This is a genomic window from Methylobacterium sp. CB376 (assembly GCF_029714205.1).
Lineage (GTDB): Bacteria > Pseudomonadota > Alphaproteobacteria > Rhizobiales > Beijerinckiaceae > Methylobacterium.
In genome coordinates, this window is record NZ_CP121648.1 from 5,296,490 (window position 1) to 5,314,841 (window position 18,352).

An 18,352-nucleotide genomic window follows, 5' to 3' on the forward strand; every position below is an offset into this window, starting at 1 on the left:
ACAAACCCGCGGGCTCGGGGCATGAGGACCCGATGTCCGTCGACCTGACCCAGGACCGCGTGCCGGACGCGGCCGAGCGCGACGCCGTCGCCGCCCTCCTCGCCGAGATTGCCTGCGCGGCCGGCGCCATCCTGCGCGCCTACGAGACCGGGTCCTGCCCCCACCGCGTGAAGCAGGACGGCTCGCCGACCTCGGACGCCGACCTCGCGGCCGAGGCCCACATCGTGGCGGAACTGAACGCGCGGTGGCCCGCCATCCCGGTGATCGCCGAGGAGACGGCGAACCGCCGGGAGGCGGCGCGCCTGTTCTTCCTGGTCGATCCCCTCGACGGAACCCGCGACTTCCTGCGCGGCACCGGCGAGTACAGCGTGAACATCGCCCTGGTGGCGGAGGGCCGGCCGGTCGCCGCGGCGCTCGCCGCCCCGGTCCTCGGCCGGGTCTGGAGCGCGGGCCAGCACGCCGTCGAGGCGCCGATCGCCGACGGGCGGCCGGGTCGCGCCGCCGCGATCGCGGTGCGCCCGACCCCGCCGGAGGGCATGGTCGCCCTGGTGAGCCGCAGCCACGGCGAGGCGGCGGACGAGACCTGCCTGGCGGGATTGCCGGTGGGCCGCCGCCGCCCGGCCTCCTCGGCCCTCAAGTTCGGCCTGATCGCGGCCGGGGATGCCGACCTCTACGTGCGCTCGGGCCCGACCATGGAATGGGACACGGCGGCGGGCGACCACATCCTCACCCAGGCGGGGGGCTGCGTCGTCGATCCGGCGGGCCGCCCGTTCCGCTACGGCCGCAGCGCGGCGGGCTACCTCAACGGGCCCTTCGCGGCGCTCGGCGATCCCGCCTATGCGAGCCGCGTGGTGCTGCCCGCCGCCTGAGCCTCAGACGCCGTGGCGCTGGCGCAGGGCCGGCCAGCGCGCCTCCGCGGCCGCGAGCAGGGCCGGGTCGGCGGCCGCGCGGCGCTCCGGATTGCGGAAGAGGTAGAGCAGGTCGCCGCGGCGCAGCGGCACCGCGGGGTCGGCGCCCACGAGCCGCCCATCGGCCACGCCGAGAGGATCGTAGCCTCCGAGCCGCGGCGCGTAGACCTCCGGGTCGTGCGCGAAGGCGGCGCGGTTGGCCGGGCCGGCGAAGCGCCAGGTCAGGCCCGCCCAGAGCATCTCGATCCCCTCCCGGCCCGGGACGGGCCCGTCGCTGAGGGCGTAGCTGACCGCGTCGCGGCCGCGCAGCGCGATCCCGGTGAGCGGGTCGGCCGCGTAGAGATCCGGCAGGACCGCGTCCCCGGCCTCGGCGGCGCCCGAGGCGGCCGGCCAGGCCAGGGCCAGCGACAGCACGCCGCGCCGCGTTAACGAGTTCTTGCCCATATCGCGCGCATCCTGGCGTGACCGGCGCCGGCCGGCCGCCCTTCCGCGGCGCCGTCCCCCGCCGGACGTCTTTGGTTCCGCCTCGGCCGGCTCCCGCGCCGGCCCGATGCATAGCGCCGGGAGCCTAACAGATGCTCTTCGCCCCATCCCCCGGCCCCGCGCGCCCGACGCGCCGGGCGGTGCTGCGCGCCGCGGCTTTCCTCGCTGCGGCCGCGCCGCTCGCGGCCCGCGCCGCCGCGCAGGAGCCGAGCCCCGAGAGCTTCGACAGCCGGGAGATCCTCGATTCCGGCCACCGCTTCTTCGGCGCGACGACCCGGGGCCTCGCGCTCGCGGTGCAGGAGGCGGCCCGGCGCTGGGGCGAGCCGAACGGCTACATCCTCGGCCAGGAGGCCTCGGGCGCGGTGATCGGCGGCGTGCGCTACGGCGAGGGCACGCTCTACACCCGCAATGCCGGGCAGCGCCGGATCTACTGGCAGGGTCCCTCCCTGGGTTTCGACGTCGGGGGCGACGGCGCCCGCACCATGATGCTGGTCTACAACCTGCCCTCCCTGCGCGGGCTCTACCGGCGCTTCGTCGGGATGGACGGGTCGGCCTACGTGGTCGGGGGCGTCGGCATGTCGGCCGCGACCGCCGACAACATCGTGGTGGTTCCGATCCGCACCGGGGTCGGCGCCCGGTTCGGGATCAATGTCGGCTATCTGAAGTTCACCGAGGCGCCGACCTGGAACCCGTTCTGAGCTGGGCGCTTGCTTGGTCGAACTTGTCCGCTCGCGGTGTCGACCCCGATCGGGCCTTGGCCCGGGCCCCGGTCCCGTGGCAGGGTCCGGTCGGTCCCGGAACCCGGGCCCGTAACCCTGGCGAGCGCCCGATGAGAGTTCTGCCCGCGTGATCGAATCCGTCATGATCTTCGCGCTGGGCGCCCTCGGCGCAAGCCTGTGCGCGCTCCTCGTCCTGCCCGCCCTCAACGCGCGGGCCGAGCGGCTCGCGCGGCGGCGGCTGGAGAGCCAGTTCCCGATGTCGATCGCCGAGCTGACCGCCGAGAAGGACCATCTGCGGGCCGAGTTCGCGGTGCTGCAGCGCCAGCTCGAGCGCAAGGTCGAGGAGGCGCGCGGCGAGCGCCGCGCCGAGATGGAGGAGCTCGGCCGGCGAGCCGTCAGGATCGGGGCGCTCACCACCGAACTGGCGCAGCGCGACGAGCGCCTCGCCGGGCTGGAGCGGGACCTCGCCAAGACGCGGGCGCGGCTCGCCGCGGTGGAGACGGAGCGGGACGAGCTGCGCGTGGCCCGGGCGGCGGCCGAGGAGGCCCTGCGCGCCCTCGAAGGCCCGCACCAGCGCGCCCTCGCCGACCTCGACGGCAGCCGGGCCGAGCTGGAGAGCACCCGCCGCGCGCTGAGCGAGGCGCAGACCGCCCGCGACCTCGCGCAGGCGCAGGCGCTGGAGGCCCGCGAGCGCCTCGCCAGCATCGGCGAGAGCGTCGCGGCCGGGGCCCGCGCCCAGATCCAGGCCCTGGAGGACGCCCTCGCCGACCTGACCAGCCGCCACGTCGCCGCCGAGGAGGAACTCGCCGCGCTCCGCCCCGCCCATCAGGCCGCCCTCGAAGGCCTGGCGGGCGCCCGCCGGGCCCTGGCCGAGGCGCAGGCGACGCCGCCCGCCGAGCGGCTGCTCGCCGAGAACGCGGCCCTGGAACGCCGGATCGTCGAGGTGGCGGAGGCCCTGATGGCCCAGGCGCGCGGCCCCGCCGCCCGGGCCGAGCCGCGGCTGCCCCCGGCCACCCCGATACCCTCCCAGGCCGCGGCGCGCTGAGCGGCCTCGCCCGGGCGGTCCGCCGCGGTGCCTGACCTCGCGTCGCCCGAACGCCGCGGCGCTCTTGCCAGGGCCGCCGTTTCGGGCCATCTCCGCGCCATCCCCTCACAAGCTGCGAGGCTCAACGCCATGACGCTCAAGCCGACGTCGTTTGCTCTCTTGTTCGCGGGCGCCTCGCTGATCGCCGCCCCCGCCCTGGCGCAGCGGGACGATCCGACCCTGAAGAAATACTGCACCGGCGATTACCTGACCTATTGCGGCAATCTTCCGCCCGAGAGCCCCGAGGTCGACCGCTGCTTCGAGAAGAACATGAAGAAGATCTCGGTCAACTGCAAACGGGCGATCGACGCCTACGAAGAGGGCCTGAAGCAGAACAGCAGCAAGAACTGAGCGGCGCGAGGGCGGGACGGGCGGCGCCGCTGCCCGGATCAGGCGGAGGCTTCCTCGCGCGAGACCGCCTGCAGGGCGGCGGCGAGATCCTCGATGGTGAAGGGCTTGCGCAGCACGGTCTCGCCGGGTCCCGGCAGCGGCCCCTCCCGGCCCTCCTCGCGGCCGTGCCCGGTGGCGAAGACCACCTTGAGGTCGGGCCGGCGCCGCCGCGCCTCCGCCGCGAGGCTCGGCCCGTCGAGGCCCGGCATCACCACGTCCGTGAACAGCACCGCCACGTCCCGGTTGCTGTCGAGGCAGGCGAGCGCCGCCGCGCCGTCCGGGGCGGTGATCGTCCGGTAGCCGAGTTCGCCGATCGTCTCGGCGCTGGCCCGGCGCACCATCGCGTCGTCCTCGACCACCAGCACGGTGCGGGCCTGACGCGGCGGCGCGGGGCCGCCGACGCGCCCGCGCCCCGTCCCCTCGACCGGTGCGCTGCCCTCGTAGACGGGCAGGATCAGCACGACGGCGGTGCCGAGACCGGGGGCGCTGTCGATCCGCACCTCGCCCCCCGATTGGGTGACGAAGCCGTAGACCTGGGACAGGCCGAGCCCGGTGCCGCGGCCCTGCGGCTTCGTCGTGAAGAAGGGCTCGAAGGCGCGGGCCACGACCTCGGGCGGCATGCCGGTCCCGGTGTCGCGCACCGTGACCGCCACCGCCGCGCGCCCGTCCCGGGCGCCGTCGCGGGCGGTCTCCAGGGTCAGGCGCCCGCCCCCCGGCATCGCGTCGCGGGCATTGACCGCGAGGTTCAGGATCGCGTTCTCGAGTTGGTTCTGGTCGACGAAGATCGGCGGCACCCCGACGGCGAGCCGCGTCTCGACCGTCACCGTCTCCCCGAGCGTGCGCCGCAGGAGGTCGACCATGCCGGTGATCAGCCGGTTCGGGTCGGTGGGGCGCGGCTCCAGCGGCTGCTGGCGCGCGAAGGCGAGGAGCCGGTGGGTGAGCTTGGCCGCCCGGTCCGCCCCGTCGAGGGCGCCCTCGATGAAGCGGCCCACGTCGGTGTCGCCGCGGGCGAGGCGCCGCTGCAGCACCTCCAGCGAGCCCGTGATCACGGCGAGCAGGTTGTTGAAATCGTGGGCGATGCCGCCGGTGAGCTGGCCCACCGCCTCCATCTTCTGCGACTGGCGCAGCCGCTCCTCGGCGGCGGCGCGCTGGGCCGTCTCGCGGGTGAGGCGCGCCAGCGCCTCCTCCTCGGCCCTGGCGCGGCGCAGGGCGAGCCAGGCCATCAGCACCAGCGTGAGGGCCGAGACCGTCGCGACCGCCCCGTAGAGCTGCAGGTTCTCGTACCAGCGCTCCTCGGCGACGCGGCTCTCGACCGAGAAGGCGACCTGAACCGGGTAATCCCCGACCCGGCGCCAGGCCACCCGCGCCTCGCGCCGCCCGGGGGGCGTCGCGACCGCGAAGCCGCCCTGCGGGCCGCCGTGGATCGCCCGCATGAACGGATCGCCCGGAGGGAGCCGCGGCTCGGCCCCGACGCGCTCGGGCTCGCGCACCAGGACGGCCCCGTCGGCGCGCAGGAGCAGCGCCTCGTGGGCGGTCGGTGCCGCGACCTCCGCGTAGAAGCGCCCGAAATAGCCCGTGCCGAGGGCGATCACGATGACGCCGTCGAAGCGGCCGTCCTCGGTCGAGCGCCGCCGGCTCACCGCGAAGGTCTCCTGCTCGCCCTCGCGCAGGGCCGGCCCGACATAGATCCCGATGTCGCGGGCGCGGTGCACCGCGAAGATGTCGCGGCCCGCCAGCGCCGCGCCGACGTCGCCCGCGCGGCTGCTCGCCCGCACCACGCCCTCGGGATCCACCACCCAGACCGCCACCGCCTGGGCCAGCGGCGCCTTGAGCGTCGACAGGAAGGCGTTCGTGGCCGGGGCCCCGATCTGGCCCCAGGGCCGGTCGAAGACGTAGTCGTCGACGCGGTCCATGGCGAGTTCGGCGGTGTCGAAGACCTTCGAGGCGTGCTCGTGCATCACCGCGGCCGTGCGCTGGACGGCGCTGTCGGCCTCCCGCAGCACCTCCGTCCGGTTCCACCACGCGGCCCCGAGGAGGACCACGCACGGCACCAGGAAGGCCGCGGCGACGAGGAGCTGGTGCAGGCGCACCGTCGAAAGACTCACGAATCTCCCTCTCCGCGCAGCATCGGGACGATGCGCGTACTACGTAAGCTTAACCGTTCAGCAACACGATGGCGAGCGGCGTCTTGCGGCCCGTCCCCAGCGCGCGACGCGCCGGCCGGGCTCGCCTCGCCGCGTCCGCGCCGCTATGGTGCCGCCGCCACGCTTCGGATCCCGGATGACCCTGCTCCGCCTCCTCCTCGTGATCGGTACGGTCGCGCTCCTCGGCGCCTGCGGCCGGCGCGGACCGCTCGAAGCGCCCCAGGCGGTCGCCCCGGCCGCCTCCGGCCTGCCCGGCACGTCGGGCGCGGCGGCGCGCGCCGAGGATGAGGATGTCGATCCGGCCCTGCCGCAGATCCCCGACACGCCCGGCGTCGCCCAGCCCTCGCGGCAATCCTCGGGCAACAGCCGCAAGCGCTTCACCGTGCCCCGGGGACCCTTCCCGCTCGATCCGCTGCTCTAAGCATCCTTCGCCGAAGGGGTCACCGTTTCGGCGGCGAACCGAAGCACCGCGTCAGCGGAAAATGATGCAAGAACAAGGGCTAAGCGGAGTTGCCGCGCGCAACTCCGCTGAGAGGCCGTGATGGCCCGCGCGGCGAGACCCCGCGGCGGATCGGGCGACCGAGCAGGGGGGCGCGGCGATTCCCCTCGGGGTGCCGGACCCGCGTGGTTCCTGCCGCATTCCTGCCGCCCGAGCGGCGACCGCTTCGGCGAAGGGGGCCGGGCAGATTGGCGTTGGCGCGCCGGCGCAAATCTGCGTAAGCCGCCAGCCGCAGATCCGTCGAGAGCCCGATGCACCACTTCACCTACCGGGACGGCACGCTCCACGCCGAGGAGGTCGACCTCGCGCGGCTCGCCGAGGCCGTCGGCACCCCGTTCTACTGCTACGCCTCCGCCACCCTGGAGCGGCATTTCCGCGTCTTCGCCGAGGCCTTCGCGGGCGACGATCCCCTCGTCTGCTTCGCCGTGAAGGCGAATTCGAACCAGGCGGTGCTCGCCAGCCTGGCCCGGCTCGGCGCCGGCATGGACATCGTGTCGGAGGGCGAGCTGCGCCGCGCCCTCGCGGCGGGCGTGCCGGGCGAGCGGATCGTGTTCTCGGGCGTGGCCAAGACCCGCGCCGAGATGGCGGTCGCGCTCGACGCCGGCATCCTGTGCTTCAACGTCGAGAGCGAGCCGGAACTCGAAGCCCTCTCGGAGGTGGCGCGGGCGCGCGGGCAGACTGCCCCGGTCTCGATCCGCGTCAATCCCGACGTCGATGCCCGGACCCACGCCAAGATCTCGACGGGCAAGTCCGAGAACAAGTTCGGCATCCCGATCAGCCGCGCCCGCGAGGTCTATGCCCGCGCGGCGGCGCTGCCGGGGCTCGCGGTCGCGGGCGTCGACATGCATATCGGCAGCCAGATCACGGATCTCGCCCCCTACGACAACGCGGCTTCCCTGCTCGCCGAACTCGCCCGCGACCTGATGGCGGCGGGGCACCGGCTCCACCACATCGATTTCGGCGGCGGCCTCGGCATCCCCTACCGGGACGACAACGCGCCGCCGCCGGACCCGGCGGCCTTCGCGGCGGTGATCCGCCCGCACTTCCGGCCGCTGGGGCTGCGGCCGGTCTTCGAGATCGGCCGGATGATCGCCGGCAATGCCGGCATCCTCGTCACCCGGGTCGTGTACGTGAAGGAGGGCGAGGGCCGCAGCTTCGTGATCGTGGATGCGGGGATGAACGACCTGATCCGCCCGACCCTCTACGAGGCCTATCACGCGCTGCGCCCGGTGCGGCAGCCGGACCCGGAGGCGCCGCGCCTCACCGCGGACGTGGTGGGGCCGGTCTGCGAGAGCGGGGATTACCTCGCGCTCGGCCGCGAGATGCCGGCGGTGGCGCCCGGCGACCTCCTCGCGGTGATGAGCGCGGGCGCCTACGGGGCGGTGCAGGCCGGCACCTACAACACGCGCCGCCTGGTGCCGGAGGTGCTGGTGCGCGGCGCCGCCCACGCGGTGGTGCGCCCGCGCCAGAGCTACGAGGAGCTGATCGGTCTCGACCGCGTGCCCGACTGGCTGGCGCCCTGAGCGCGGCCGGGGCGGCCCCGGGCGACGGGATTCGCTCAAATGCGACCGATCGGCGAAACGGCGCGGCGACGGGGGGGTGCGAGGCTGCAGGCATCAGGTTCGAGGCCCGCCATGTCGCAAACCCGCTCCCTCACCGCCCGCGCCGAGGCCGTCGTCGCCCAGGCGCGCCAGCTCGCCGCGGATCACCACGCGCTGCTCGCCGCCGTGCGCGCCGCGCTGAAGGACGCCCCGCAGGACCCGCCCGGCCGCGCCCGGACGCCTGAGCGGATTTGACCCGCTGGTCGGCGGCGCCCCGCGTGCTAGCCTCCCCTACGGTCCGGCGAGGGAGGTTCGGCGGGCAGGCGTGAGCGGGAGCAGCCGATGAGCGAGGCCGGGCCGAAGAGAGCGGAGCATCCGTCCGACGCGCCGGCCCTGCGGGCGGGACTCGACCGGCTGGTCCTCCGCGCCGCCCGGGTCACCGTCTGGGAGCGGGCCTGGCCGATCCTGTGGCGGGGGCTCGCGGTGGCGCTCCTCTTCCTCGCCGCCTCCTGGCTCGGGCTGTGGCTCGACCTGCCGCCGTCCTGGCGCATGGCGGGCGTCGCCGCCTTCGGCCTCGCCTTCCTGGCCGCCCTGCTGCCGCTCCTGCGCCTGCGCCCGCTGCCGCGCGGCGAGGCCCTGGCGCGGATCGACCGCGACGCGGGCCTGCGCCACGGCCCGGCGCGCGCCCTCGAGGACACGCTCGCGATCGGCCGGCAGGACCCGGCCACCCGGGCGCTCTGGGACCTGCACCGTCGGCGCGCCGCCCAGACCCTCGGGCGCCTGAAGGTCTCGGGCCCGCGACCCGGAATGGTGCGGCGCGATCCCTACGCGCTGCGGGCCGGCGCGCTGCTCGCCGCGGTGGCCGGCGCCTTCGTGGCCGGGCCGGAGGCGGGCGAGCGGATCGCCGCGGCCTTCGACTGGCGCGGCCCCCGGCCGCGGCGCCCGCCTTCCGCGTGGACGGCTGGATCGACCCGCCCCTCTACACGCGGCTGCCGCCGCTGATCGTCGCGATCGCGGAATCCGACCAGCACCTGCGGGCGCCGATCAACTCCACCCTCGTCATCCGCATCGCCGGGGCGGCGGACGCCGCGGTCACGCCGGGGAGCGGCCTCAAGCCGGTGCCGCCGGCCGGGCCGCAGAAGCCGGAACTCCGCGAGGAGCGCTTCACCCTGACCGGCGGCAGCGCCGACCTCTCGGTGCAGACCGGGCTCGCCCGCGGGCACCGGCTCACCGTCGAGACCATCCCCGACAAGCCGCCGGAGATCGCCTTCGCGGGGCCGCCGGAGGCGAACGGGCGCGGCACCTTCACGATCGCCTACCGGGCCAAGGACGATTACGGCATCGCCTCCGCCGAGGGGCTGGTCGAGCCGCTGCGGCGCGGGGCGCGCAGCCTCGTGCCGCCGCCGCGCCTCGCCCTCAGCCTGCCGGCCGAGGCGCAGGGCGGGCAGGACACCCGCACCCTCATCGACCTGACCGACAATCCCTGGGCGGGGGCGCGGGTGCGCCTCACCCTCGTCGCCCGGGACGAGGCGGGCCAGGAGGGCCGCAGCGAGACGCTGACCACGACCCTGCCCGGCCGGGTCTTCACCCAGCCCCTCGCCCGCGCCCTCGCGGAGGAGCGCCGCCGCCTCGTGCTCGACCCGGACAGCAGCCGGGCGCGGGTGCAGACCTCCCTGGAGGCGCTGCTAATCGCCCCCGAGCGCTTCACGCCGCAATGGGGCGTCTATCTCGGCCTCAAGGAGGCGCTGCGGCGCCTCACCGCCGCCCGCAGCGACGAGGCGCTCGGCGAGGTGGCCGACCTCCTCTGGGCGATGGCGCTGCAGATCGAGGAGGGCGACCTCTCCGACGCCGAGAAGGCCCTGCGCGCCGCCCAGGACCGCCTGAAGGAGGCCCTCGACCGCGGCGCCTCCGACGAGGAGGTCCGCAAGCTCACCGAGGACCTCAAGCAGGCGATGGACCGGTTCCTGAAGGAATTCGCGCAGCGCCAGCAGCGGGACCAGCAATCCGGCGACCCGAACCGGCAGCAGCAGGCCGACCGCACCGTCACGCCCGACGACCTCAACCGCATGCTCCAGCAGATGCAGGAGGCGATGAAGCGGGGCGACGTGGCGGAGGCGCAGCGGCTGCTCGACCAGCTGCGCGGGATCCTGGAGAACCTGCAGATGGCGCAGCCCGGATCGCGCATGTCCGACCCGGCCATGCGCGAGATGAACCGCTCGATGCAGGAATTGGAGACCATGGCCCGCGAGCAGCAGGGCCTGCGCGACGAGACCTTCCGGCAGGGCCAGGAGCGGCGCTTCGGCCGCAACGGCCAGCAGCCCCAGAGCGGCCAGCAGGGCGAGCGCCAGCAGCAGGGCCCGCGCGGGCGCCAGGGCCAGCGCCCGGGCCAGCAGCCCGGCGAGGGCGAGCAGGGGCAGCCAGGACAGCAGGGGCAGAAGGGGCAGAAGGGCCAGCAGCCGGGCCAGGGCAGCCTCGGCGAGCGGCAGCAGGCCCTGCGCGAGCGGCTGGAGGAGCTGCAGCGGCGCATGAAGGAACTCGGCATGCAGGGCGAGCAGGGCCTCGCCGATGCCGAGCAGGCCATGCGCGAGGCCGAGCAATCCCTGGGCCAGGGCCAGGAGGGCAGCGCGGTCGACGCCCAGGGCCGCGCCCTGGAAGGGCTGCAGCGCGGCACCCAGGGCATGGCTCAGCAGATGCAGCAGATGGGTCAGGACGGCCAGGACGAGCAGCCCGGCGAGGGCCAGCAGAGCAACGGCCAGCCCGGCCAGCAGGGCCGCCAGGGCTCCCGCGACAACGATCCCCTCGGCCGCCCGACCCGCAGCCGCGACTACCAGAACGGCAACGTGCGGGTGCCGACCGCCGAGGAATCCGGCGTCGAGCGCGCCCGCCGCATCCTGGAGGAGTTGCGGCGCAAGCTCGGCGACCCGAACCGCGCCCGCGAGGAACTCGACTATTTCGAGCGGCTGCTGCGACGCAACTGAGGCGCCCGCCGCCCCTTCCGACCGCCCCCACGCCCGGGCTCCCGGCGCGGACGATCGTCCGACGCCGGGTGCCCGGCTTCGCCTCACCTCCGGATCCGACCGATGTCCGCCGACACCCTCGTCCTCATCGCCTGCCTCGCCGTCGCGGTCGTGCTGCTCTTCGGCCTCGCCAACATGCTGCGCGGCGGCAGCGCCAACCTCTCGCAGCGCCTGATGCGGCTGCGGGTGCTCCTGCAATTCGTCGCGATCGTGCTGATCATGGGCGTGATCTGGTGGCGCGGCGCCTGAGACCGGCGGTCATGTCCCATGACCGCCGGTTCCGTTCTCGCATTCTCGCCACGCCGTCAGCGCGGTGCCGACCCTTCGAGAGGGTCGACGGCCCGATGCGCCGGCATCCCGGGCCGCTGGGATGAGGGGCCGGCCGCCGCGGTCACAGCCCGAAATCGAGCCGCGCGACGGTGCCGCCCTCGGAGGCGAAGCGGATCTCCCCGCCGAGTTGCGCGGCGAGGCTCTGAACGATCCGGAAGCCCAGGCGCGACCCGACCTGCCGGTCGAAACCCGCGGACAGGCCGCGCCCGTCATCCGCGATGGTGAGCCGGGCCCGCCCGGCCCCGAGGCGGTCCAGGCGGATCGTGATCGTGCCCGGCCCGCCCGGCGGGAAGGCGTGCTTGAGCGCGTTCGTGACGACCTCGACCACCAGCAGCGAGAGGGTGGTCAGGCGGCTCAGGTCGAGGCGCAGCGGCTCGATCTCGACCCGGCAGACGATCTCCCCCGCACCGGCCGTCGCGATCAGGTCCGAGCAGATCTCCTGCAGGTACTCGCCGACCGGCCGGTCGAGGCTGTCGGGATCGTAGAGCCGCCGGTGGATGCGGGCGATCGTCTCCAGGCGCGTCCGCGCCTCGTCGAGCGCCAGCAGGGCCCGCTGCGGGTCGCCGGCCGCCTGCCGCCGCTGCAGCGCCAGCAGGGAGGCGACGAACTGCATGTTGTTGGCGACGCGATGCTGCAGTTCCTGGAACAGGACGCGCTGCTGCTCCGACAGGCGGTGGGACACCTCCTTCTCCCGCTGCAGCCGCTCGGAGACGCTCTGCATCGAGGCGATGACCAGGATGTCGACGCCGACGATGAAGGCGAAGAGGGCGAGCGCGAGGGCGCTCTCCCCGGTCAGCGTCAGGGAGAAGCGCGGGGTCAGGAATACGAACCAGGCCGCCACGCCCGACAGCACGGCGCAGACCGTGCCCGGCCGCGGGCCGCAGGCGAAGGTGGTGATGATGACGGCGGGAAAGAAGGTCAGGAACGGGAAGCCGGAGGACAGGATGCCGTCGAGGGCGAACCGGAGCGCGAGGGCGACCGCGAAGGCGGCCACCCCGCAGGCGTCGCTCAGCCGCCGGCTGCGCCGCACCTGCCGCGTCGCCTGCGTCCAGCGCTCGAGCCGGGTCAGGCGCGAGGGGGGCAGGGAGGTCGCGGCCTGCGTCGCGGTCATCTCGTCGTCCATGGTCCGTCGCGGCCGCCTCTCGCCGTGCTGGCCGCCGGGTGCGGCCGGGCGACGCCGCGGCCGGGGAGCCGGCCGACGCGACCCGGCGCTGCATCGCGGCATGGTCGGCCGGAGCTGATGGCAGCTTTGTTAATAAATCCCCACAATCAGCCATCTCCCGCCCCGGCCAAGCCGTGCAGACGGCCTAGTTCGCCCTGGCTATGCCGCGCCCCCATCGCCCGGGCCGCGCCCGGTCGGCGCGCGGAGGCCCTGCGGAACGTCCTGGTGGCGGGTGCCGTCCTGGTCGGCCCGAGCGGCCCCGCACTCGGCCAGAGCGTCGTCGCGGCGACCATCCGGAACGCCACCCCGGTCCCGGTCGGGCTGTCGGCGCCCGCCGGCTGCCTGGGCACGCCCCCCGCCCCGGCGCTCGCCGCCGGCGGCAGCGCGGCGGCCGCCATCGTCAGCCCCCACGCCACCGCGAATGGCTGCTCGGTGCGCGCCGCGCGGCCGGACACGATGCGCTCCTGCACCTGGATCCTCTCGCGCCTGCGGGGCTCCCCGGCCGGCCCCTGGGCCTATCCGGCGGTGCGGACGACGCCGAGCGGGTCGGGCGTCACCTGCCTGTCCGCCATCGGCGCGGTCGGGCCGAACGGCGACTGGTCGGTCGCGCTGACGATCGCCCCGTAGCGGCGGCGGCAGGGTCCCGCTTGCGCCTCAGGCCACCGGGGCGCTCTCGCCCTCGGTGTATTCCCGCCACAGCAGCACCAGGGCGGCCATGATGGCCGGGCCGAGGAACAGGCCGAGGAGGCCGAAGGTCTCGACCCCGCCCAGGATGCCGAGCAGCACCCAGAGGAAGGGCAGGCGCGTCGCGCCGCCGATCAGGGCCGGGCGCACGAAGTGGTCGGCCACGAAGGTAACGACGAAGCCCGCGACCACCACGACCGCCGCGGCGACCAGGCTGCCCTGGGCGGCCGCGAGCGCGGCCGCGAGCGCGAACACCACCGGCGCCGCGAAGGGGATCATGGCCGCGAGCGCGGTGAAGGCCCCGAGCAGCACCGGGTGCGGCACCCCCGCGAAGGCGTAGACGATCCCGAGCAGGACGCCCTCCCCCAGGCCGACCAGCACGAGGCCGTCCACGGTGCCGTGGACCGAGGCGGCCATCTGGTGCGCCACGCGCTCGCCGCGCGGCCCGAACAGGCGGCGGCAGGCGGCGAGGGCCTGGCCGGCCAGGGCCGGCCCGTCGCGGAAGAGGAAGAACAAGGTCAGCAGCGTGAAGCCGAACAGCATCGCCCGATGCACGATCTGGCCCCCGAAGCTGCGCCCGACGCCGAGCAGCGAGGAGCGGTCGAGGCGGTGCAGGAGTTCGGAGGAGCCCGCCGGGTGGCTGAGCGTGTCCTGCCACCAGGACGCGACCTGCGACGCCCCGAAGGGCAGGCGCGCGACGAAATCCGGCACCGGCCAGCCCTGCTCCTCGATCTGGCGCCAGAAGTGGAGGACGTCGCGGGCCTCGCGCGCCGCCTGCACGGCCAGGACCGCGAGCGGCACCAGGACCACCAGGGCGGCCCCGAGGGTGAACAGGGCCGGCCACAGGATCGTCCTGCCGGCCCGGTGCCGCCCGGCGATCCGGGCGTAGAGCGGCCACAGGGCGATGGCGAGGATCACCGCCCAGACGAGGGCCGGCAGGAACTCGTGCAGGGTCCACAGGCCGACCGCCGCGAGGCCCAGCACCAGGGCGACCCGGGCCGCCGCGTGGAAGGAGTCCGGCTCCCGGCGCCTGCCCGGCAGCGTGACGTGCTCCATGATCCTCTCCCCTCCATGGGTCCTCCCCTCCATGCCGCGTCTCCCGCCCGGGCGAGCCCCCGCGGCGCGCGGCCCGGAACCTGCCCACACCGCGCGAGGGGCGAAGCGGCCTGCGGCGAAGCCGAGGCCCCGTCCCGCGGTTGCCCGCCGGGGCCCCCTCGTGTATGCGGGCCGCTCGACCGGGGCGGCGGCGCATCCGCACCGCCGGCCCGGCCCGCCCGATCGGCGGAGTATAACCAGACAGATCGAGGCCGACGTCAGCGCGGTCCGTGACCGGGGGCTCGGGCGGAGGCCCATGCGTCGCGGGGTCGAGCCAGACCTCATCACGAAAGCGGCTGCACGCCCATGTCCGACACCTTCGACCGCGTTGCCGACATCATCGCCGAGACGGCCGACATCCCGCGCGACTCGATCACGCCGGAGAGCCACGCGATCGACGATCTCGGCATCGACAGCCTCGCCTTCCTCGACATCGCCTTCGCGATCGACAAGGCCTTCGGCATCAAGCTCCCCCTCGAACAATGGACCCAGGAGGTCAACGAGGGCAAGGTTCCGGCCGAGCAGTACTTCGTGCTCAAGAACCTCTGCGCGCGCATCGACGGCCTGGTGGCCGAGAAGGCCGCCAAGGTCTGACGCGACGGTCTGACGCGACTCCGGGGCCCCGCGCGCATGCGGCTCGAATATTTCGAGATGATCGATCGGGTGGTCGCCCTCGACCGGCAGGCAGGCCGGATCGAGGCGCTCGCCCGCGTGCCGCAGGAGAGCCCGGTCTTCGAGGGGCACTTCCCCGGCCACCCGCTGGTGCCGGGCGTGCTGCTGACCGAGACCATGGCGCAGGCCTCCGGCTACCTCCTCCTCGCCCGCTCGGATTTCACCCACATGCCGTTCCTGATGGGCGTCGACAAGGCGCGCTTCCGCGCCTTCGTCGGGCCGGGCGCCGACCTCGCCGTCGAGGCGAGCCTGGAGCATGACGGCTCGGGCTACGCGGTGACGAAGGCGGCGATCCGCGCCGAGGGCAAGCCCCTCTGCAATGCGGAGCTGCGCTTCCGGACGATGCCCTTCCCGGCCGGGCTCGACGGCCCGATGCGGGCGCGCGCCCGCGCCATCGGCCTCCTCGACGGGGCCGGCGCGTGAGCCCCCGCGACGTCGTCGTCACGGGCCTCGGGCTCGTCTCCTGCGCGGGCGAGGGCGTGGCCGCCCACCTGGCGGCCCTCGCCGCGGGCGCGCGCCCGCGCACCGACGCGGAGAGCTTCGCGCCCTGGCCGGTCCACCCGGTCGCGCCCCTCGCCCTCGACGGGCAGATCCCCAAGAAGGCCGACCAGCGGCAGATGGAGCCCTGGCAGCGGCTCGGCGTCTACGCGGCCGGGCTCGCGCTCGACGCGGCCGGCCTCAAGGGCGACGCGGCGCGCAAGGGCGCGCTCCACCTCATCGTGGCGGCGGGCGGCGGCGAGCGCGACTACGCGGCGGACGGGCAGATCCTCACCGGGCTGCGCGACGCCGCCGATCCGGGCGCCTACCTCAACGAGCGGCTGCAGAACGACCTGCGCCCGACCCTCTTCCTCGCGCAGCTCTCCAACCTGCTCGCCGGCAACATCGCCATCGTGCACGGGGTGACGGGCGCCTCGCGCACCTTCATGGGCGAGGAATCGAGCGGCGTCGACGCGCTGCGGATCGCCGGCGCGCGCATCGCGGCCGGGCAGGTCGACAGCGTGCTGGTCGGCGGCTCCTACAACGCGGAGCGCGCCGACGTGCTCCTGGTCCACGAGATGGGCGGCTACCTCTACCGGCCGGACTACGCCCCGGTCTTCCGGCGCGAGGGGCGCGGCGGCTTCATCCTGGGCAGCGGCGCCGCCTTCCTGGTGCTGGAGGCCGCCGAGACCGCGGCGGCCCGCGGGGCGGCCCCGCTCGCGCGCCTCGCGGCGGTGGCGAGCGACCGCACGCGGCGCGCACCCGGCAGCGTCGCCGCCAGCCTCACGGCGCTCTGGCGCGAGGCGGGGCTCGAGGCGCCGGACGCGGTGATCTCCGGCGCCACCGGCTGCGCCGGCATCACGCGGGAGGAGGCGGAGCGCCTCGCCGACCTCGCGCCCGGCGCGCGGGTGAGCGCCCTGGGCGACCTCACCGGCCACACGCTCGAGGCGACGGCCCCCTTCGGGGCGGCCCTGGCGGCCGCCCTGGTGGCGCGGGGAGCGGCCCGCGAGGTCGCCGTGACGGCGGTCGGGCACCGCCGCGGCGAGGGCGTCCTGCGCATCCTGCCCGCCCGGGAGGCCGGCCGATGAGTGCCTATCGCGACGCCAAGGGACGCCCGCTCGTCGCCGTCACCGGCCTCGGCGTGGTGACCTCGCTCGGCCGGGGGGTGGCGGAGAACTGGGCCGCCCTCACCGCCGGGCGCTCGGGCATCCACGCCATCACGCGGTTCCCGACCGACGGGCTGCGCACCCGCATCGCCGGCACGGTCGATTTCCTGGCTGCCGAGCCGATGGTGGCGCCGGTCCTGTCGGAGGCCCTCGCCGCCGCCGCCGCCGAGGAGGCGGTGGCCGAGGCGGGCCTGCCGGGCGATTTCCCGGGGGCGCTCTTCATCGCCGTCCCGCCCGTCGAGATGGAATGGCCGCAGCGCCAGGCTCTCGCGGCGCAGGCGACGGGCGAGGTCACCTACGCCGACCTGCTGCGGGCGGCGGCCACCCGCCGCTTCGACGACTGGCACGACCTCTTCATCTTCGGCACCGTGGCCGACCGCATCGCCGACCGCTTCGGCACCCGGGGCTCGCCGATCTCCCTCTCGACCGCCTGCTCGTCCGGGGCGACCGCGATCCAGCTCGGCGTCGAGGCGATCCGCCGCGGCGAGATGCGGGCGGCGCTCTGCATCGGCACCGACGGGTCGGTGAACCCGGAATCGCTGATCCGCTTCTCGCTGCTCTCCGCGCTCTCGACCCAGAACGACCCGCCCGAGGCGGCCGCCAAGCCCTTCGCCAAGAACCGGGACGGCTTCGTGATGGGCGAGGGCGCCGCCGCCCTGGTGCTGGAGGAGGCCGAGGCCGCCGCCGCCCGCGGGGCGCGCATCCTCGGCTACGTCCTCGGCTGCGGCGAGAAGGGCGACGGCTTCCACCGCACCCGCTCCAGCCCCGACGGCGCCCCGATCATCGCGGCGATCCGCGAGGCGATCGCCGATGCCGGGCTGGACCCGGACCGGATCGACACCGTGAACGCCCACGGCACCGGCACGCCCGAGAACGACAAGATGGAGGCGCTGGGCTGCCTCGCGGTGATGGGCGAGCGGATGCGCTCGGTCCCGATCTCCTCGAACAAATCGATGATCGGCCACACGCTGACGGCGGCGGGCGCCGTCGAGGCGGTGGTCTCGCTCCTCACCCTCCGGCACGGCCGCGTGCCGCCGACCCTGAACTACGCGCTGCCCGACCCGGCGATCCCCCTCGACGTGGTGACGCGGGCCCGCGACCTGCCGGTGCGCACCGTCCTGTCGAACTCCTTCGGCTTCGGCGGGCAGAATACCTGCCTGGTCTTCGGGGCGGAGCCGGCGTGACCGCCTCCCCTGCGCGCGGCGGGCGCGTCCTCGTCACGGGCGGGGCCCGGGGCCTCGGCGCCGCGATCGTGCGGGCGCTCGCCGCCTCCGGCCACGACGTCGACTTCACCTTCCGCGGCTCGGCCGAGGCCGCGGCGGCGCTGGCGGCGGAGCTCGCGGCGGCGCATCCGGACCGGGCCGTGCGGGCGCTCCCCCTCGACCTCGCCGACCGGGCGCGCCTCGACGCCTTCGCGGAGGCGGCGGCGGAGACCGGCTATCACGGGCTCGTGCACAATGCGGGCCAGTCCTCCGACGCGCTCGCGGCCATGCTCGACCAGGACCGGGCCGAGGCGGCGATGCAGGTGAACTTCTGGTCGCTCACCCGCCTCGCCAAGGCGCTGGTGCGGCCGATGACCCGGGCGAAGTCCGGCCGCATCGTGGCGATCGGCTCGGTGGCGGCCCTGCGCGGCAACCCGGGCAACGCCGCCTACGCGGCGAGCAAGGGCGCCCTCATCAGCTACTGCCGCACCCTGGCCCTCGAATGCGCCCGGCGCGGCGTCACCGTGAACGTGGTGGCGCCGGGCTTCGTCGACACCGCCATGATGGCGCCCTACGCGGCCCACCGCGCCGCCATGGAGAAGCAGATCCCGGCGGGGCGCTTCGCCGCGCCCGAGGACGTGGCCGGGCTCGTCGCCTTCCTGATGGGGCCGCAAGCCGCCTACATCACCGGGGCGGTGCTCCCGGTCGATGGCGGGCTCACCGCCATGATGGGCGTGCACCGGGGCTGAGCGCGCTCTTGAAACCGCCGCATTGTCTGC

Annotated in this window: 18 protein-coding genes and 1 pseudogene; 15 read left to right on the forward strand and 4 right to left on the reverse strand. The window is 75.2% G+C overall.

What is annotated here, in order from left to right; all coding sequences use genetic code 11:
• Positions 1-32 precede the first annotated feature (32 nt).
• A complete protein-coding gene (locus tag QA634_RS24330; RefSeq protein WP_012334557.1) occupies positions 33-869 on the forward strand; it encodes a 3'(2'),5'-bisphosphate nucleotidase CysQ family protein in 837 nt (278 codons plus the stop codon).
• A gap of 3 nt (positions 870-872) precedes the next feature.
• On the opposite strand, the gene QA634_RS24335 is transcribed toward QA634_RS24330, so the two are convergent.
• On the reverse strand, positions 873-1,352 hold the full coding sequence (locus QA634_RS24335) for a hypothetical protein (protein ID WP_012334558.1): 480 nt from the start codon (positions 1,350-1,352) through the stop codon (positions 873-875).
• 131 nt (positions 1,353-1,483) lie between these two features.
• On the opposite strand from QA634_RS24335, the gene QA634_RS24340 reads away from it, so the two are divergent.
• The 3 genes from QA634_RS24340 to QA634_RS24350 all read left to right on the forward strand — a co-directional run bounded on the left by QA634_RS24340 (position 1,484) and on the right by QA634_RS24350 (position 3,545).
• Complete coding sequence (locus QA634_RS24340) at positions 1,484-2,089, forward strand: DUF1134 domain-containing protein (RefSeq protein ID WP_012334559.1); 606 nt, start codon at positions 1,484-1,486, stop codon at positions 2,087-2,089.
• Positions 2,090-2,237: 148 nt separating this feature from the next.
• Positions 2,238-3,155: a hypothetical protein gene (locus QA634_RS24345; RefSeq protein WP_012334560.1), complete on the forward strand. Its 918-nt coding sequence runs from the start codon at positions 2,238-2,240 to the stop codon at positions 3,153-3,155.
• A gap of 129 nt (positions 3,156-3,284) precedes the next feature.
• Positions 3,285-3,545: a 3',5'-cyclic-nucleotide phosphodiesterase gene (locus QA634_RS24350; protein ID WP_012334561.1), complete on the forward strand. Its 261-nt coding sequence runs from the start codon at positions 3,285-3,287 to the stop codon at positions 3,543-3,545.
• Between the two features lie 38 nt (positions 3,546-3,583).
• On the opposite strand, the gene QA634_RS24355 is transcribed toward QA634_RS24350, so the two are convergent.
• On the reverse strand, positions 3,584-5,689 hold the full coding sequence (locus QA634_RS24355) for an ATP-binding protein (protein WP_012334562.1): 2,106 nt from the start codon (positions 5,687-5,689) through the stop codon (positions 3,584-3,586).
• Between the two features lie 175 nt (positions 5,690-5,864).
• On the opposite strand from QA634_RS24355, the gene QA634_RS24360 reads away from it, so the two are divergent.
• From QA634_RS24360 to QA634_RS24380, 5 genes and pseudogenes are all read left to right on the forward strand, one after another.
• Positions 5,865-6,149 carry an LptM family lipoprotein gene (locus QA634_RS24360; protein ID WP_012334563.1) on the forward strand — a complete coding sequence of 95 codons (285 nt, stop codon included), beginning with the start codon at positions 5,865-5,867 and terminating at the stop codon, positions 6,147-6,149.
• 329 nt (positions 6,150-6,478) lie between these two features.
• Complete coding sequence (lysA, locus tag QA634_RS24365) at positions 6,479-7,750, forward strand: diaminopimelate decarboxylase (protein ID WP_012334564.1); 1,272 nt, start codon at positions 6,479-6,481, stop codon at positions 7,748-7,750.
• A gap of 111 nt (positions 7,751-7,861) precedes the next feature.
• Entirely contained in the window at positions 7,862-8,023 is a 162-nt protein-coding gene (locus QA634_RS24370; RefSeq protein ID WP_018259523.1) for a hypothetical protein, read from the forward strand.
• An 87-nt stretch (positions 8,024-8,110) separates the two neighbouring features.
• A pseudogene (locus QA634_RS24375) lies at positions 8,111-10,746 on the forward strand (TIGR02302 family protein).
• A 102-nt stretch (positions 10,747-10,848) separates the two neighbouring features.
• Complete coding sequence (locus tag QA634_RS24380) at positions 10,849-11,034, forward strand: twin transmembrane helix small protein (protein ID WP_012334566.1); 186 nt, start codon at positions 10,849-10,851, stop codon at positions 11,032-11,034.
• A gap of 142 nt (positions 11,035-11,176) precedes the next feature.
• Here QA634_RS24380 and QA634_RS24385 read toward each other — a convergent pair whose 3' ends face one another.
• Positions 11,177-12,238 (reverse strand): sensor histidine kinase, encoded by a 1,062-nt coding sequence (locus QA634_RS24385; protein ID WP_283026827.1) that lies wholly within the window; start codon positions 12,236-12,238, stop codon positions 11,177-11,179.
• A 264-nt stretch (positions 12,239-12,502) separates the two neighbouring features.
• On the opposite strand from QA634_RS24385, the gene QA634_RS24390 reads away from it, so the two are divergent.
• The gene (locus tag QA634_RS24390) at positions 12,503-12,904 is read left to right on the forward strand and encodes a hypothetical protein (RefSeq protein WP_012334568.1); all 402 of its coding nucleotides are present in this window, start codon (positions 12,503-12,505) and stop codon (positions 12,902-12,904) included.
• Positions 12,905-12,931: 27 nt separating this feature from the next.
• On the opposite strand, the gene QA634_RS24395 is transcribed toward QA634_RS24390, so the two are convergent.
• Positions 12,932-14,017 carry an AI-2E family transporter gene (locus QA634_RS24395; RefSeq protein WP_012334569.1) on the reverse strand — a complete coding sequence of 362 codons (1,086 nt, stop codon included), beginning with the start codon at positions 14,015-14,017 and terminating at the stop codon, positions 12,932-12,934.
• A 345-nt stretch (positions 14,018-14,362) separates the two neighbouring features.
• Between QA634_RS24395 and QA634_RS24400 the strand changes: the two genes are divergently transcribed.
• The 5 genes from QA634_RS24400 to QA634_RS24420 are packed head-to-tail and all read left to right on the forward strand — an operon-like array spanning position 14,363 to position 18,322.
• Complete coding sequence (locus QA634_RS24400) at positions 14,363-14,650, forward strand: acyl carrier protein (RefSeq protein WP_012334570.1); 288 nt, start codon at positions 14,363-14,365, stop codon at positions 14,648-14,650.
• A gap of 36 nt (positions 14,651-14,686) precedes the next feature.
• A complete protein-coding gene (locus QA634_RS24405; protein ID WP_012334571.1) occupies positions 14,687-15,151 on the forward strand; it encodes a 3-hydroxyacyl-ACP dehydratase FabZ family protein in 465 nt (154 codons plus the stop codon).
• A complete protein-coding gene (locus QA634_RS24410) occupies positions 15,148-16,293 on the forward strand; it encodes a beta-ketoacyl-ACP synthase (protein WP_012334572.1) in 1,146 nt (381 codons plus the stop codon). Before QA634_RS24405 ends, QA634_RS24410 begins: the two co-directional genes overlap by 4 nt.
• Positions 16,290-17,555: a beta-ketoacyl-ACP synthase gene (locus tag QA634_RS24415; protein ID WP_012334573.1), complete on the forward strand. Its 1,266-nt coding sequence runs from the start codon at positions 16,290-16,292 to the stop codon at positions 17,553-17,555. Before QA634_RS24410 ends, QA634_RS24415 begins: the two co-directional genes overlap by 4 nt.
• Entirely contained in the window at positions 17,552-18,322 is a 771-nt protein-coding gene (locus QA634_RS24420; protein ID WP_012334574.1) for an SDR family oxidoreductase, read from the forward strand. The genes QA634_RS24415 and QA634_RS24420 overlap by 4 nt, the downstream gene beginning before the upstream one ends.
• The last annotated feature ends 30 nt before the right edge of the window (positions 18,323-18,352 follow it).

Coding starts and splice junctions, on each gene's coding strand:
- QA634_RS24330 (WP_012334557.1), top strand. CDS start 33: ATGTCCGTCGACCTGACCCAGGACCGCGTGCCGGACGCGGCCGAGCGC.
- QA634_RS24335 (WP_012334558.1), bottom strand. CDS start 1,352: ATGGGCAAGAACTCGTTAACGCGGCGCGGCGTGCTGTCGCTGGCCCTG.
- QA634_RS24340 (WP_012334559.1), top strand. CDS start 1,484: ATGCTCTTCGCCCCATCCCCCGGCCCCGCGCGCCCGACGCGCCGGGCG.
- QA634_RS24350 (WP_012334561.1), top strand. CDS start 3,285: ATGACGCTCAAGCCGACGTCGTTTGCTCTCTTGTTCGCGGGCGCCTCG.
- QA634_RS24360 (WP_012334563.1), top strand. CDS start 5,865: ATGACCCTGCTCCGCCTCCTCCTCGTGATCGGTACGGTCGCGCTCCTC.
- lysA (WP_012334564.1), top strand. CDS start 6,479: ATGCACCACTTCACCTACCGGGACGGCACGCTCCACGCCGAGGAGGTC.
- QA634_RS24370 (WP_018259523.1), top strand. CDS start 7,862: ATGTCGCAAACCCGCTCCCTCACCGCCCGCGCCGAGGCCGTCGTCGCC.
- QA634_RS24380 (WP_012334566.1), top strand. CDS start 10,849: ATGTCCGCCGACACCCTCGTCCTCATCGCCTGCCTCGCCGTCGCGGTC.
- QA634_RS24385 (WP_283026827.1), bottom strand. CDS start 12,238: ATGGACGACGAGATGACCGCGACGCAGGCCGCGACCTCCCTGCCCCCC.
- QA634_RS24395 (WP_012334569.1), bottom strand. CDS start 14,017: ATGGAGCACGTCACGCTGCCGGGCAGGCGCCGGGAGCCGGACTCCTTC.
- QA634_RS24400 (WP_012334570.1), top strand. CDS start 14,363: ATGTCCGACACCTTCGACCGCGTTGCCGACATCATCGCCGAGACGGCC.
- QA634_RS24405 (WP_012334571.1), top strand. CDS start 14,687: ATGCGGCTCGAATATTTCGAGATGATCGATCGGGTGGTCGCCCTCGAC.
- QA634_RS24415 (WP_012334573.1), top strand. CDS start 16,290: ATGAGTGCCTATCGCGACGCCAAGGGACGCCCGCTCGTCGCCGTCACC.